Annotated in this window: 10 protein-coding genes; all 10 read right to left on the bottom strand. The window is 38.3% G+C overall.

Annotated features, from left to right (window positions below):
- Positions 1 to 388: 388 nt before the first annotated feature.
- The gene (locus tag TEPIRE1_RS01465; RefSeq protein ID WP_013777420.1) at positions 389 to 1,786 is read right to left on the bottom strand and encodes an MFS transporter; all 1,398 of its coding nucleotides are present in this window, start codon (positions 1,784 to 1,786) and stop codon (positions 389 to 391) included.
- Positions 1,787 to 1,895: 109 nt separating this feature from the next.
- Positions 1,896 to 3,119, bottom strand: coding sequence for a uroporphyrinogen decarboxylase family protein (locus tag TEPIRE1_RS01460; RefSeq protein ID WP_231848306.1), 1,224 nt, complete (start codon positions 3,117 to 3,119; stop codon positions 1,896 to 1,898).
- Between the two features lie 5 nt (positions 3,120 to 3,124).
- On the bottom strand, positions 3,125 to 3,757 hold the full coding sequence (locus TEPIRE1_RS01455) for a cobalamin B12-binding domain-containing protein (protein ID WP_013777418.1): 633 nt from the start codon (positions 3,755 to 3,757) through the stop codon (positions 3,125 to 3,127).
- 122 nt (positions 3,758 to 3,879) lie between these two features.
- Positions 3,880 to 5,034, bottom strand: a complete 1,155-nt coding sequence (locus tag TEPIRE1_RS01450) for an MFS transporter (RefSeq protein ID WP_013777417.1) — start codon at positions 5,032 to 5,034, stop codon at positions 3,880 to 3,882.
- A gap of 159 nt (positions 5,035 to 5,193) precedes the next feature.
- Complete coding sequence (locus TEPIRE1_RS01445; RefSeq protein WP_013777416.1) at positions 5,194 to 6,423, bottom strand: uroporphyrinogen decarboxylase family protein; 1,230 nt, start codon at positions 6,421 to 6,423, stop codon at positions 5,194 to 5,196.
- 650 nt (positions 6,424 to 7,073) lie between these two features.
- The gene (locus tag TEPIRE1_RS01440) at positions 7,074 to 7,766 is read right to left on the bottom strand and encodes a DUF1638 domain-containing protein (RefSeq protein WP_013777415.1); all 693 of its coding nucleotides are present in this window, start codon (positions 7,764 to 7,766) and stop codon (positions 7,074 to 7,076) included.
- Between the two features lie 224 nt (positions 7,767 to 7,990).
- Positions 7,991 to 10,075 carry an S-layer homology domain-containing protein gene (locus TEPIRE1_RS01435; protein ID WP_013777414.1) on the bottom strand — a complete coding sequence of 695 codons (2,085 nt, stop codon included), beginning with the start codon at positions 10,073 to 10,075 and terminating at the stop codon, positions 7,991 to 7,993.
- 240 nt (positions 10,076 to 10,315) lie between these two features.
- Positions 10,316 to 11,524: a TolC family protein gene (locus tag TEPIRE1_RS01430; RefSeq protein WP_013777413.1), complete on the bottom strand. Its 1,209-nt coding sequence runs from the start codon at positions 11,522 to 11,524 to the stop codon at positions 10,316 to 10,318.
- A gap of 194 nt (positions 11,525 to 11,718) precedes the next feature.
- Positions 11,719 to 14,874, bottom strand: coding sequence for an efflux RND transporter permease subunit (locus TEPIRE1_RS01425; protein ID WP_013777412.1), 3,156 nt, complete (start codon positions 14,872 to 14,874; stop codon positions 11,719 to 11,721).
- On the bottom strand, positions 14,871 to 16,133 hold the full coding sequence (locus tag TEPIRE1_RS01420) for an efflux RND transporter periplasmic adaptor subunit (RefSeq protein ID WP_013777411.1): 1,263 nt from the start codon (positions 16,131 to 16,133) through the stop codon (positions 14,871 to 14,873). The genes TEPIRE1_RS01425 and TEPIRE1_RS01420 overlap by 4 nt, the downstream gene beginning before the upstream one ends.
- Between the last annotated feature and the right edge of the window lie 46 nt (positions 16,134 to 16,179).

Genomic DNA, 16,179 nt, shown 5'->3' with positions numbered 1-16,179 from the left:
TTTTAGTATATACAAGTTATTGCCTATTGTCAATACTTTTTTGAACATTATTTCATTTACAATAACAATTTTAATATAGAAAAGTCAATATATATCTATATTTTTGCCGCTGTTAGAAAGCAGTTACAAACTATAAATAAACATATTTCCTTACGGCCTTGCATGAAGTATATAACATTCCTCAATGCTTTTTGCTGCTTTTGTTAATACCGTAAAATATTTTTGCTAAAATTTCGGCACGGCTTTATGCCCATAATAGACTTTATATCCCATTTTTCATCAGGCATCGGTATACTAAAGAATGTAAAAGCAAGAACATTAAACCTTCTCATTTGGAGAAAGGTTTAATGTTCTTTTAGAACTATAATTGCCAGTAACAACAGTTCGACTAGCTGCTTGCACCTTCAGGACTTGCTTTTCTCTGATTTATTTCATTTTGCATTTCAACTACTCTTTCTCTTGTCAAGTTGTAGCCTAATGCAAGTATTACGCCAGCTATTAGAGCAAAAATCCCCGGAATAAATAAAAACACATTTATTACTGCTGTTTTAAGTGCCAATGACGCAGTCATCGGATCGGCTTCAGGGGTAAAACCCACTGCAGCAAGTACAAACGGGATTACTGTTCCTCTTGATATTACAGCTAGTTTCAGTGAAACGGTCATTAAACCCATAACAAACGGCGATGCATCTTCACCTGTTTTCCATTGTGCATAAATTGAAACATCTGAGTATAGGCCCACCATAACAGATGTCAGTATTCCCAAAAACACTCTGGCTATCACCACAACCACAAAAAACATTGTCAGATTCATAGCTACAAATTTACATAATATCAATGATGCGGCCAAACCAAAGAGACCGTAAATAGATGCATTTCTTGTTGACAACTTTTTTGCAACTGATGCGGCTATATGTGAACCTACCATCTGGGCTATACTTCCTACCAGCAGATAGATGGGCAGCAATGCCATATCCTGGGCAACATAGGTAAAATAATAAGCTGCTGCTGCTGTCATTACAAAGTTTACCATATATCTGAAGAAATCTGATATCAATAAAACAATGAGAGGGGGATTTTGGACGAGGCTCTTCCACATTACAGACAGCGAAACTTTTTGAGCTGTCGAAGCGTTTTGGGTTACTTCTGCACCCGTTTGCTCATATCCTTCGGTTATTCTAAATACAATCCAATAACAAATCGTCATTATTAAAGCCGTCAATCCTGCTAGTAAAGTGTATCCAAGTACTTCATTATTTGTAACTTGCCCTAAATATTCTGCAAGAGGGGATCCCATATAAGAAAAGACTATACCGGCTAAGGCGGTATAAGTAGCGCGCCGTGATGCCAGTAAAGCAGCCTCATCCGGATTTGTGGCCAGCAGCGGTATTAAAGCTACATTCGCAACCCATGGAATATTCCAGGCAATATGGCTTAGAATAAATCCGGCACAAATAATAAATGCCGCAATCGGATCCGGACCAATTTTAGTAAATTGAAACATATAAAGTATTATTACAATTGGCGGCATTATTAACATCCAAGAACGATTTCTTCCCCATTTTAGCGGCTTAGTGCCGCTAATTATAGCACCGTAGAAAGGGGATAAAACAGCATCCACAATACTTGTTATAGAACCAATAAGTGCAACAAGGGGCAGTGAAAGCTTTGCTACGTTTGTTAAAAAAAACATAAAGAAATAAAGCTCAACCTGTGTCATAAGGCTAAAACCAAAATCACCGATACCGTAAAATTTTTTTATAGTATCGCTTAATGGTTTTTTCATGGCATAATCCTTCCCTTCTTGTGCATTTTTGTACCGTTGTCACCAATAGAGTAGGAGGGGGTAATTAACCCCCTTTATCTCTTGAATTTTTCTAATTATTTTTAACCCATCAACCGTATTTTTCCACAGCTTCAATTAGAGCAGTTATATTTTCAAGTGGTGTATCCGCCGGTGCACTTCCTATGCTTGTTGAAAGCATAAAACCTCCACCGGGTTTTACCTGTTCCAATAAACTTTTGATATATTCATCGATTTTAGCCGGTGTACCTGTCACTATCAAACTTATAGGTATGCCACCTACTACACATGTATGCCCTTGCAATACTTCTTTTGCCTTCACGACATCAGTCTTTTCAAAATACGCTGCTCCCCAACCTTTGGGCAATTCCAGTATAGTTTCTAAGTGTTGCTCATGATGGCCTTCAAAAAACACCCAAGACCTAATACCTTCCTTACCAAGCCTAAGAATGACTTCTTTTAGAGTCGGCCAGTAAAATTCCTTATAAAGCTTAGGCGATAAGTATTCATTCAAGTGTAAAGGAATCATTACTAAATCAAAACCCATTTTTTTGTAAGATAACCCATAATTTACTATAGGGTCGACAAGTGCTTCGGCAGCTTTTTTAACCTTATCGGGATATCTTCGGATATCTAAAACCACATTACTAATACCTCTTAAAAAATCACCTATAATATCTAACGGTGCATATGCTCCTCCCATAGGAAAACGCGGATATCCTAACTGAGCAGAAATTGCACCTAGTTGCCGGCCTGCAGCGGAAAACCTGTCGAACTCCATACCTAATCTTACCCAGGTTGCCATGGCCTGTCGCGGGGTTTCTAAATTACGGCATACTCTTGGAAGTATAGTTTCCGCAATAAACTTTACAGGATTTTCAATTAGTTTGTCATATTCGTCCGGTTCCATAAATGTTCCGCCAAGAAACTGAGGTGTGGCATCCTCATCAATTTCTCTGCCGGGAAACCTGTAGTATTTATCGCCTAATGCGTCATGCATCGGTCCGGTAATAAATGTAGTATTCGGAGCAATATCATCAAACTCTGCAAAAGCTATACTGAATGCACGGCCGTCTAGCCCAGGAATCGAACCGCCCGGTGAATCAAAAGGAAAATCTTTTAAGAATTTTTCAATTGCTTTTAGGGATTTTTCATAATCATAACAAAATTCTTTTTGAGTTATACCGGCATATGCAGGAATTATATCTCCGCCAAACCCCCTTAATGGAACTTTATCAGGTTCTTCCAGGTTAAGAGCTGCCGCCATACGGTCAAGGCGCTCCTTAGCAAGTTCCTGTGCACTCTTTGTAGTCATTTCCATCACCCCTCTACTCCTAATAGTTCCCTACAAAGCCTTACTCCCTTTGCCGCATCATCTGCCCAGGCATCTGCGCCTGAGAACTGTTTTACTTCTTCGTCTACTCGGCCTCCACCTATTATTATCTTTATGCCATCTCTTAGTCCGGCTTCTTTTAATGCTTCTACGGTATTTTTCATCGAGCTTATGCCTGCTGTTATTAAGCAAGACATGCCAACTATATCCGGCTTATGTTCTTTTACTGCTTCTACAAAATTCTCTTCAGGTACGTCAACACCTATATCGACTACTTCGAATCCTGCCGCTTCTACAAATGCTTTAAAGATATCTTTGCCTATGTTGTGTATATCCCCTTTTACAGTTCCAAGTACCATTTTCCCAAGCTTTTGGGCATCTCCTTCTTTAATTAAGGGTACTGTAAATTCCATAATGTTTCCAAATATCTCTCCCCCGAGAATCAGCTCGGAAAGAAAATACTCACCTTTTTCGAATTTATCTCCTATGACAGCCATTGCATCTCTACATACTTCAAGCAGTTTTTGAGCATCTCCGCCACTGTCCAAATACTCTTTAGCAAGTTTTATCGATCCTTCTTCGTCCATGTCTACTATTTTGTCGAAAAGTTCTTCAAGCATCAATCTTCCTCCTTTTGTAAATTATTGGTTTTTAGTGCTAAAAAGTTTTTTAAACCTAAAGCCTCGCCTCCTTCCTGAAAAAGTAATTTAGACTGTAATAGCGCAGTTTAGAATTGCTAAATTTATACTTTTTGAGTAATTGAAGGTGGAGTCTTAAGTTGCGTAAGCGCATAGACTACGGCACTAATTCCATAGGCAACCATAGCTACAAAGATAGGAAAACGTATCGCACTGTTTATATTTGAAAGAAATGCAATATAGTATGTGGATACAAAACCGCCCAAATTCATAAACGCCATTAAGATTCCTGAAGCAGCGGCAAATGACGCAGGAGAAACTATCATACCGATAATCATCATTACAGCAGGCATTACAATACCAAACCCTATTCCCACAAGGGTCATGCCAAAAGTTAACAACATAAGATTATTTGCGTAATATACAAAGCCGGCACCTATTGCCATAATTGCAAGCCCTATGGGAATGGTAAAGCGGGTAGCTTTTTGATATAGTTTTCCGAATATAGCACCAGCTAGCATTCCTCCCACGGTAAACATCGATAGGACAATCCCGGCAGAAGCCGCATCCCCTAAATTATCTGTAATTATTATTGTAGACATATTTACAAGCAACGGATAGTTAAGCATCATAGCAATTCCAAACAAGATAGATGCTAAATAAACCGAAAAGGGTATACTTATTTTCCCTTTATCTTCCTCTTTTTGTTTTTCCGGTTCCGGAAGCATGAAAATAACCATTACAAGTGAGATTACTCCTAAAAGATGAGCTAAAAAAGCATAATTCCATTTAATAGAACATAGAATCCCGCCCAGTAACTGCAGTACTATGCCCCCGAGATTCATAACAAGTCCCGACAATCCCAGCATATTTGCCCTCTCCTGGCCATCAAAGAGATTTAGAATCATAGCATTGCCAAGGGGCATGATTACGCCAAGACCAATTCCAAAAAAAGCTCTCGCTATTAGTATCGTTGCAAAATCATTCATGAAAGCAGGTGCAGCCCCCGCTACCGTAAAAAGCAGTATACCGACTATCAAAAGTGTTCTGTACCTTACTTGATTACCGGCCACTACCCCAGCCAGAGCTGTAGATGGAATAATAAACAAAGATGGCAATGTAGATACAAGTAAAATAGTGCTAAAATTAATATGCGGAAAAGCTTCTGCTATATTTTGTATTGCCGGAGTAATCGTGCCTACACCCATAGCAATAAAAAACACTGACATTATGGCAAATGTCACCTTTTTTTTACTCATTACTCTCTTCCTTTCACATAAGTAATGCTTTTTAAACAGAATCCTCATTAATTCTATCCGGTTGGTTCTTGGCCATTTTCATTAAAAAGTTCAACGCAAGAAATCATATGTAAAAATTATTTAATTTTAAAATATTTATTAAGTTATTTGCAAAAATTCTTAGTATTTGCCATATTTTTCGACTGCATTAATTAGCGCATGCATATTTTCTATCGGTGTCTCGCGTGGAGCTGTACCTACACTTGTAGTTAAAATATAACCTCCACCCGGCTTTACCTCTTCTAACAAATTTTTCACATAAGCATCAATCTTTTCTGGTGTTCCGCTTATTATCAGACTTATCGGGACTCCTCCCATAACACAGGTATGACCTTGCAAAACCTTCTTTGCTTTTCGCACATCCGTCTTTTCAAAGTATGCTATACCCCAACCTGCAGGAAGTTCTAGTATGGTTTCTAAATGAGCATCATGTCTGCCTTCAAAAAATACCATTGATTTTATACCTTCTTTTGCAAATCCGTTAATTACCTCTTTAAGATACGGCCAGTAAAATTCATTATATAATTTAGGTGAAAGATACTCATTAAGATGAAGTGGTATGAAGGCGATTTTTACCCCAAAAGGTTTAAGGGCTAAACCGACTTTTAATATTGGTTCAATCAAAGCCTCGCAGGCCTTTTTTACCTTTTCCGGACATCTGTGAATATCAAGTACTACGTTGGTCACATCTCTTAAGCCATCTCCTATTAGATCCAGCGGCGCCATTCCTAAAGTAGTAGGTATGGGAGGAATACCTAATTTAATCATGTCTTCATTTACGCCCTGCATAAAAGCCGCCATTTTTTCGGCTTCCATTCCCATTCTCACCCAAGTTGCCATTGCTTTTATCGGAGTTTCCAAGTTTCGGCATATCCTTGGGAGTACGGTTTCTGCGATGAATCCAACGGCATCCTTAATCAATTCGTCATATTCATCGGGTTCCATAAAAGTGCCGCCGACAAATTGAGGCGAGCAGTTTTCTTCTAATTCTCTGCCCGGGTATCGTGTACATTTATCGTTCAATATATCATGGATAGTACCGAACATTCCGAAAACTGTACTCAAATCCGGATATTCAGCAAAAGCATAAGTAAGAGGAGGAACTCCGACACCTGTAAATCCGGCAGCGAAAGTCCAATCACACGGAAAATCTTTATTGAATTTTGCTAACGCTCTGCGTGTTTTTTCATAATCATAACAAAATTCATGATGTGTAATACCAGCATAAACCGGTATTATGTCCCCACCAAGACCTGAAAACGGAACCCTGTCCGGCTCTTTGAGGTTAATTGCCGCCTCTACACGTGCAAGACGCTCTTTTGCAAACTCCTGTGCACTCGTTGTAGTCATTTTACATCAACCCTCCAATCTAATAATTCCTAATAACTTTTCCCTCATCACCTCCACCACACTATCAGTTTCTTAAAACTGTTTTACTTCCTCATCCGCTCGTCCCCCCTTGTCTATTTCCCTTATATTTCTCCCGAACTAGCTTCGTTAAATGCTTTTATGCTAGTGCGTGTCAAGTCTACCAATTGTCAATATTGTAATAGTAGGTATAGTTAATATAAAACAACAGCAATGCGAAGCTTTTTTCTTAGTTGAATCGCTTGGCATTCGTATTGCGCATGAATTTTTAATCGAATTAATTTACACATAAAGTTGAAATTTTTATCAAGCATGAATAGCGCTAAAATTTATGTTATTTTTGTGGGAGATAACCTGAAATTCGATATGATTTTGAGCTGTTGTTCAAGGAAGATATAATAAATTGAATGTATTTTAAGCGGCAACACTGAAAAGTTTATGATATAAATACGACTTGACGTAACGATAGTAACGAAATAATTGTATATACATATTTATACTATCAGTATATACAAGTTGCTATGTATTGTCAATATTTTTTTGAACATTAATTTATTTCTAATTGTTGTTGATTTGGCAACTGCTCAAAATATTTACCGGTTTGAAATAAAAAAACGTGATTGCAATCACGTTTAAATGATATTCCGTATTTTACTTGATGCATCAATCCCTATATATCCAAAATGGCCTATTTTCACTTTTTCTCCTTTCGGTATTAAACAAAAATCGTCGTCATGCGGACCTGTTAGAAGTTTCTTTAGGAACCAGATATCACCTTTATTAATTATAAGCTCTAAATGTGTAAAATCTGCTATTTCTATTGTTTGGTCTATGCACTGGTCTATTTCATAGCATCCCGTATCAATTAACATTAAATATTCATAGTTCTTAAGCATTACATCAAAGATTCGTTGAGCTTTCTTTTCACCATACTTTTCTAATGCCCTGTTATACTCAACCACCAAGCTTTTAGGAGACTCTATCCAGCCCTTGGTTAAAAAATAAGTCTTTTTTATGCGCTCAAACTTTTCCCCTTCCTTACTCAACATCATCGAAATGCAATCATCGGTTTTGGGAATAATCAAATCAGCAGTAGTAGCTTTTATTCCTACAAGTGCATTCCCGCAGCATCCAAAACCCAGTAATATAGTTTTTTTATCTTTTATTGAATCTATTTCCTGCTGAAGTTTTTCTCTAAGGCCATCCGGGTCATTATGATATCGTGAGTCTATCCAAATGACTTCTATATTTTCCCCTGTTTCTTTTATAGCAGCATTTAACTCATACCGTATGGTTTCGCATGCAATTATAACAGCATCATCCACAATCCCACCTCCGTCAATTTCATAATATATTGTATATACAACTTATTTATTACTATAGAATTTTAAAACATTTTTGTCAATAATAATCGCTTTTTTTTCATTTCCCCAAAATTTTTCAATTAGGCAGGAGGTAGTTGATTATTTCACCGGTTAGTTGCAGCCTACGCCGGAGCACATTACATAAAAAAGAGCGGAAATGTTCCGCTCTTTTATCACTAAGCAATCTAATCCACAGCTGCAATCTCAATAATCTTTCCGTCCTTTATTGACAGTTCCAACTGCATGCCCTTCTTGATACGGCTTAAACTCTTTAAGCCTTTAAGTTTCACATCTTTATCAATGACCAGAGTAAATTTCCCATCATCATTTTGTATGACCAGCTGACATTTTGAACCCACTTCTTTAGAAACTACTTTACCTGTGAGTTTACCATCCCTTGTATTTTTTATTTCTTTTTCCCATTCTTTTATTCTATTTGTACGGCTATAAGCTTTAATTTCGGCGGCAATATTATCTGCATCAGCATAAATTTCGGCATAGTCGCCTATTTCTATTTCAGAAAGTTTCGCTTTGTCCCCGTCAATAGTGATTTTTGTACTGTCATCTACATCAAAAACCACAAAATCCCGGTTTCGCAGCAGATAAAATTCTTCCACATCAATAATATAACCCCTCATAAAAATAGAGATTTCATCTGTAAGTTCTCCCTTAACTACTATTTTTTCTCCTATATAGTCTTTCAATCCCTTTACATTACCTTTTAACACAAATGTTCCTTGATTAGTTTCTAATTCATAGTGAGTACCTTCTACATCATTTTCTCTGAGTATTCCGATAAAGCCTTCATCTAAATCTTGTATATACGTTACCAAAGAAATGCTTTTTTTGCTTACTTCTACAACCAAACCATCGGCAGAAACTACAATTTTTTTAGGTTCTACAGGAGTCTTTGCTTTGATCTCTAAAGCCATTTTATCTTCTGCTTTTACTTCGGCATAATCTCCTTCTGTTAAGTTAAAAAATCCTGCTTTTTCACCATCAATTGTAATATTAGTGTTGCCATCGATGTAAAATGTTGTAATATATTTAGACTTTAAGGGATAGACATCCTCAACATCGATAAGCAAACCTCTCATGTAAATAGATTCATCATCACTAATTTCCCCGAATACAACAATCTTTTCATCTACATAATCTTCAAGTTCATCAATATCGCCCACGAGTACATAACGGTCTCGCTTGGTCTCCAGTTCATAATGTTTACCTTCAATACTGCTTAACTTCAATGTCCCTACAAAACCCTCTTTGTATTTTCCATAAGTAAACAAAGTTACTGATTTTTTCGAGGCATCTACATCAACAATCAGGCCTTCGGTCGTTGTAGTTACACTCTCTGCCTTTTCTATAACTTGAATAAATACTGCGTATTTATCAGCATCAAGCACCAGTTCAACCTTATCTTCGACTTTCAAATCTTTTAGACTTTTATATTTACCGTCTACGTACACCGGTGTATTCTTTAACAGATTATATGTCTTCGTACCAAAAGAATTTTGCAGGGTTATGGTAAGGTTATCAATGTCTATTTTCTTTATGGTTCCTACTAGCTCGCTCTTATCTTCCGATTCAAGAGAACCGTCAAGCCTATTGAGCATTACTGCCATCTCTGCCCTGGTAATAGGTTCATTTGGCTTGAATTTATTGTTGTCATCACCCTTCATCAGCTCTAAGTCAAGCATTACATATACATATCCTGTGACATCTTTTGGAATTGCTGCTGCATCTTTAAATGAAAGCTTTTCTCCCATATGCTCTTTTGCTTCATCCTCTAAATCTAATGCTCTTACTATGTATCGTGCAATTTCATACCGCTTTGCGGGAGCATTAGGATTAAAGTTCTTAAGCTCTTCAGGCTTAATTAGACCCTTTTTTACGGCCAAAGCCACATAATAATAAGCATCGTCCCACGGAAGCTTGATTTTTTTAATGTCATCATTTATTTTCGTATTCTTTGCTTCTTCCTCCCAGCCCATAACCCTAAGCGACATAATGATGGCTTCAAGATGAGTAACGTTGCTCTTTGGTTTAAACGCATCACCCGGATACCCTTTGATAACACCCCTTGCATACATCCTGTCTATGGCTAAGTTTGCCCACTCCAGTGTATCATCCACATCTTTAAATCTTGTTATCTTTTTCAACTGCCCCCGCGGAATATTCATTGACTTTGCATTAGCTGCAGGCACTGCAAAAGTCACAAGCATTATTGCAGCCAAAAGCAGTGCTGCAATTTTTGAATATGTTTTCATCAATACTCTCCTCCTCCAATATAATCATAATTCTAAATTATGATTTTGTCTTATCTAACACATAATATCGAAAAGATGAGGAGAATTATGAGGGTATTGTGATATTGTAACCGTTTTGTAATATTAATGACATAATTAATTGCAATAGAAAAACTTGTTTTAGCTAGCAAGTTTGCTAACCAAAACAAGTTTTTTAAATAGCTTTGTCAACAGTAGCTTTATATCTCGGCTCCCTCAAAACTAGGAAGTTAAATCACCAGAAACACTAAAATATATAGCATTTTCCAGTTTTAGTCGTGCAAGGTTATAGTTATATATGGCACTTAATCTCTGTAATTGGACCTGCTTTAAGCCTTCTTCGGCCGCAGCTACATCCACACTTCGGACAAGCCCTGCTTCATAGCTGAGTTTTGCAAGCCGCAGGCTTTCCTCAGCCATCTCTAATGCCTTATCCATAACCGGAATATTTGTCTTCGCATCCTCAAAGTCAAGCCATATCCCCCTGACTTGGGCCTCAACAGCGCTTTTTGTGTCTTGCAGCTGAAGCCTGGCTTCCTCCATAGCATATTCTTTTTCTTTATAAATGAAAGTATTTGACGGATAAGCTTTGCTGCTAAGTTCAAAATCAAGTTTGGCTATCTCAAAAGCACCTTCAGCGCTCATAATGTCAATTCGATTTTTTTCAGCTGCTTCAAGCAGTTCATCTAAAGTTTTATCAAAATCATCTGGCTTGTCTTTAAAAGAATCTGTAAGCTCAATGGCACGGTCTAAAGGCAATCCTATAAGTTTTTTTAGATTCACATAAGCTTTTTCCTCTTCAGACTCAGCTTTTAATAAATCTGCCTCAGCCTTGGATAGCTGCACCTGAGCATCTAAAACTTCATTTTTTGTTATTGTGCCTGCTTTAAATTTTGCCTCGGCAATTCCTAGCATGTCCTGATATCTACTTACCGCCGCTTTGGCTATGGAAGTATTTTCTTCAGCTAAAAGAACTCCGTAGTAGGCGGCTTCTATGCCAAAGTTAATACCTTTGATAGTGACATCTATTCCGAGCTTCGCCATATTAACCGCAAATTCAGCCTGTTTTCCCAAAATATCCATAGTACTACTAGTTTCAAAACCTGAAAGGCTTTCCATTTCTATACGCAACATTTCATTTAACTTAGATTTTTCTTCTGCAGGCATTCCTTCCCACAAATCAACAGCATCTCTTACTTTTTTATCCTGATATCTATACTCCTTCCTTGCCAATTCAGCCTTTTCCAAGCCCAATTTTGACAGTTTTACCTGTTGGTTGTTTTCTTCGGCGATTTTTACAGCGTCTTCCAGCGATAATTTTAAAATCTCATCTTCGCTTTCATTGTTTTCTTGTGCAAAAGCAAAGCTTGCGGTTATTAATATTAATATGAGCAGCAAAGTTACACTCTTGTTCAACCAAACTTTTGGCATTACAAATCCTCCTTTTGATTCTCGAATTTATACGCATCAGTAAAGATTCGAACCTGCGCCATTTATTCGCAGCGATGCTTCTTACTAATTTACAAGACATAATTATATGTAGCTGGGCTTTGTCGCAAAAATCCATAAATATTGAATTATAATTCGGGGTCAACATCTTAAAAGTTTACCCCGAATTGTCTTACTTAAGCCTCAGCTGATTTTCTTTTATTTCTCCAATTCTTTCTATACCGTGCTACGATATCTCCCCAATCTTCAAAAATCGTATAAACTACAGGTATAACTACCAAAGTTAGGATGGTAGAAACAGTCAATCCACCGATTATGCTCGTGGCCATGGGAGCTGCAAGTTCTGCTCCTTCACCTAAGCCCAATGCAAGCGGAACCAAGCCGAGAATAGTAGTCAATGTGGTCATGAGTATCGGCCTGAGTCTTGACGGTCCTGCCTTAATTATAGCTTCATTTCTTGGAATTCCTCTTTCTCTAAGCTGGTTTATAAAGTCTATCAAGACTATTGCATTGTTGACCACTATGCCTGCCAGAATGATTACTCCCATAAGTGATGTCATATTTATGGTGCGCCTCGTTAATAATAAGGCAAAGACAACACCGATAATAGCCAGCGGTACGGTAAACATTATAATAAACGGCTGTTTTAGAGACTCAAACTGAGAAGCCATAACCATATATACTAATACAACAGCAAGCAAGAAAACCAATGCTAAATCACTAAAGGACTCTGCCATTTGTTGCTGTTCACCGCCCATTTCTGTGCTATAACCTTCCGGTAACTGAAGTTCATTTAACTTCTGCTGTATCTCGCGGTTTACCGTGCCTGTATCTCTACCTAAAACATCACCGGTTATCGTTACCTCGCGCGTTTGATTTTCACGGGCTATGGTTACGGGACCTATACCTTTACTTACTTCCGCTACATCCCCCAATGTTATAAAAGCTCCTGAAGTATTAGGAATAAGAAGATTCTTTACCTTATATATGTCATCAATCAATCCTTCATCGGCTTTTATCACCACATCTATTTCATCACCGCCAATCTTGTATTTTGTGGCGGTACTGCCCGATATGGTGGAATTTACTATCTGTGCTACTTGTGCACTTGACAAGCCGTACATAGTAGCCTTATCTCGATCAATTTTAATGACAAGTTCAGGTTTACCATCTTCTAAACTGCTTTCGACTTCTCTGGTACCGGGGACTGCCTTAACAATTTCTGTAACTTTCTTCGAGACTTCAGTTAGCTGCTCTAAATCATCACCCTTTACCTTTATTGAAATGGGAGTTAATAAATTTCCCGCTGAAAAGCCCATACCGCTTAGTGCTTGCACGTTAATTTCGGCACCGGCCATATCTGCTGTCAGATTTCTTATATTTTCCGCTATTTCCTCTGAAGTGCGACTGCGCTCCGACAGTGGAACAAGTTTAATTGAAATGCCGGCCTCACTGCTTTCGGAAAAAGCACCTCCAATAGACATCGCCGTAGTTGATCCGGTAGTTTCAAGTATCCCATCTATTTCTGGAATTTGCTCGAGTTTTTCTATTACCTGAGTAACAAATTTGTCAGTTTGTTCTAAGTTAGTACCGTAAGGCAACTTAATTGAAATGCTTATAGAACCTGCGTCAGAACGCGGAAAAAACTCCATCCCTACCAGGGGAACCAAAGCAATGCTTATTATAAACAATGCTACTGATGAAACAACGATAATTTTTCTGTGACACAATGCCCATTTAAGAAAACCGGAATATTTTACTTCTGTTTTTTCATAAAAGGTTTTAAAGCTGTTAAGGAGTGAAGCTAAAAATGTTTTTTTCTTTCCGCTTCCTTCTTCTTTCGATAACCCGCTATCCGTTATTTGAACCATTAATTTAGACGATAAAAGAGGAACCACAGTCAAGGCTACCAAGAGCGAAGACAGAAGGGAAAAAGTAACTGTAAGTGCCAATTCGTTAAACAGTTGAGCTGTTATCCCTTGAACAAATACAATTGGTAAGAATACTGCTACAGTTGTAAGAGTAGATGCGGTTATCGCAAGTGCTACCTCATTTGTTCCGGATATAGCTGCAGCAACCGGTTCCTCCCCTGCTTGACGGTGTGAAAAAATATTATCTAAAACCACGATGGAATTGTCCACCAGCATACCGACACCTAATGCCAATCCTCCAAGGCTCAGCATGTTCAAGGTAAAATTATTAAAATAAATCAATATAAATGTTGCTATGATTGACACAGGTATAGAAATGCCGATAATCAGCGTACTGCGCAAATGTTGAAGGAACAGGTATATTACAATTACCGCAATAATACCTCCCATTACCGCATTGCTTTTCACATTATCAATAGACATTTCTATATAATCCGATTGATCAAGAATCGCATCATATCCTATATCTACAGGAATCTCCGACTGAAGTTTTGTCATTTCGGCCTTTACCTTTTTAGCTACTTGAACGGTATTATAACCACTTTGTTTTTGCACGCTCAAGGATATACAGGGTTTATCGTTATAGCGGGTTATTGTTGATATATCTTTATGAGTATCTTCCACTTTAGCAATATTCTTTAGTAAAACACTGCCGCCTTGCGGCAGTGGAATAGGTAAATTTTCAATTTCCTCCACATCTTTAAACTCGGCTTCGGTCCTTAGGGTATATCTCTTTTTCCCTTGATTTACATTGCCGCCGGGAAGATTAATATTCTCTGCCTGCAGCTTGCTTGCTATCTGACTCATGCTCAAACCGTATGATGCTAATCGGTCAGGGTCAACTTCTATGGTTATTTGTCTTTCAAGACCCCCTAATATGTCAACAGAAGCCACCCCTTCAATGCGTAGAAGCCTGTCTGAGATAGTATCTTCTGCTATATTTTTTAACTGGACAATATTATCGCCGCCATAAAGAGCAATTTGCATCATCGGCATCATTGTCGGATCAAATTTAACAACCATGGGAGCTTGAGATCCTGACGGCAAAAAGCCTTTTATTAAATCAACCTTTTCACGCATATCTTGAGCAGCTACATCCATATTGGTTCCCCAGTTAAATTCCACCATAACCATCGAGCTGCCTTCACTGCTGCGCGAAATAATATTTTTAACATTACTCAAGGTAGCAAGTGTCTGTTCAACTGGCTTTGTTATCATGCTTTCAACTTCTTGAGAAGATGCACCGCTGTACTGAGTTATAACCACGCCCACAGGTAATGAAAAGTCTGGGAGCAAATCTATCCCAAGCCTTGAAAAGGATATAATACCTAAAACCAAAACAATTGCTATAATCATCAGCATGGTTATAGGTCTTTTTATGGAAAATTTGGCTAGGTTCATTTTGTATCACCCCGGCCCTCTACCTTAACTTTAATACCATCAGTTACAAATTCTTGGCCTTCCACTATTATTTCTTTGCCGGATGCCAATCCTTTTGTCACAACTACCTTTCCCATAGATGCCGGCCCGATTTCAATTTCATTAGCTTTGGCTTTACCATCTTCCACAGTATATACTACCGAAGTTCCGTCATATGATACCACAGCATCTTCCGGCACTGTCACAACATTAGAATGTAATGCTACCATCAGCTTAACTCTTGCAAACATCCCGGATTTTAAAAGATTTTTTTCATTTTGTACCAATACTTTTACCGGATATACCTGTGTCCTTGAATCCTTAAAAGGACTTACGCTGATAACTTCTCCCTTTAAAACGGAATCACCTGCCGCATCTACCGTAACTTCCGCTTCCTGCCCAACTTTCAAACCACTTACACGGTCTTCGGTAACATTAATTTGTATCTCAACACTATTCAAGTTCCCAACAGTTGCCACAGGATAGCCGGCACTTACCAGCTGACCTACAGTAGCACTGATAGCTCCCACCACACCGTCAATGGGCGATGTAATAAGGCAGTTGTCTAAAGCCGTCTTTGCCGCAGTAAGCGCAGCTTCTGCCTGCTTCACTTGGGCTTGTGCCATAGACAAACTTTCCGGAGCGGTTTTTTCTTTAGTCAAGTCAAGCTGTGTTTTTGCCGATTCATACTGCTCCTTCGCTATACTATATTGAAGCTCGGCACCTTCAAACTGTTGTTTTGTAATGGCTTCTTGCTCAAAAAGCGCTTTCATCCGCTCATAGTTTTCCTTAGCATTATTAAAATTTGCTTCGGCTTGATTTACTGCCGATTCCAATTGGGCAATCTGCTGGGGCAGCTGGCCATTTTCCAAGCTGCTAAGTTGTGCCATTGCAGCCTCATAAGCTGCTTGGGCTTGGTTTACCTGTGATACCACATCTTTTTGTTCAAGCCTTATTATGACCTGTCCGGCTTTTACCGTTTCACCCTCTTTTACAAGAATCTGCTCCACCTTACCACCCATTTTAGGTGAAAGGCTAACTTCATCAACAGCAGTTATTTCCCCTGGAAAAGATTGATATTCCGGTAAGTCTTCCATCTCTGAAAGTGCCACTTTTACCGGCACGACCTTTTCTTGTTCTACCTCAGTTGTAGCAGTTTTTGAACCACAACCGGAAAGTATTAGACAAAATATTAAAGCAAAAATTATTACATATGGTAATCCATTATTTTTCATCTTCATGATACACTCCTTTTTTCTGCTAATTTGTACCGACCGGTCAGTATTA

It is taken from the genome of Tepidanaerobacter acetatoxydans Re1 (assembly GCF_000328765.2).
GTDB classification, from domain to species: domain Bacteria; phylum Bacillota; class Thermosediminibacteria; order Thermosediminibacterales; family Tepidanaerobacteraceae; genus Tepidanaerobacter; species Tepidanaerobacter acetatoxydans.
The sequence above is the reverse complement of the archived record's forward strand: the minus strand, read 5'-3'. Positions and strand labels throughout refer to the sequence as shown.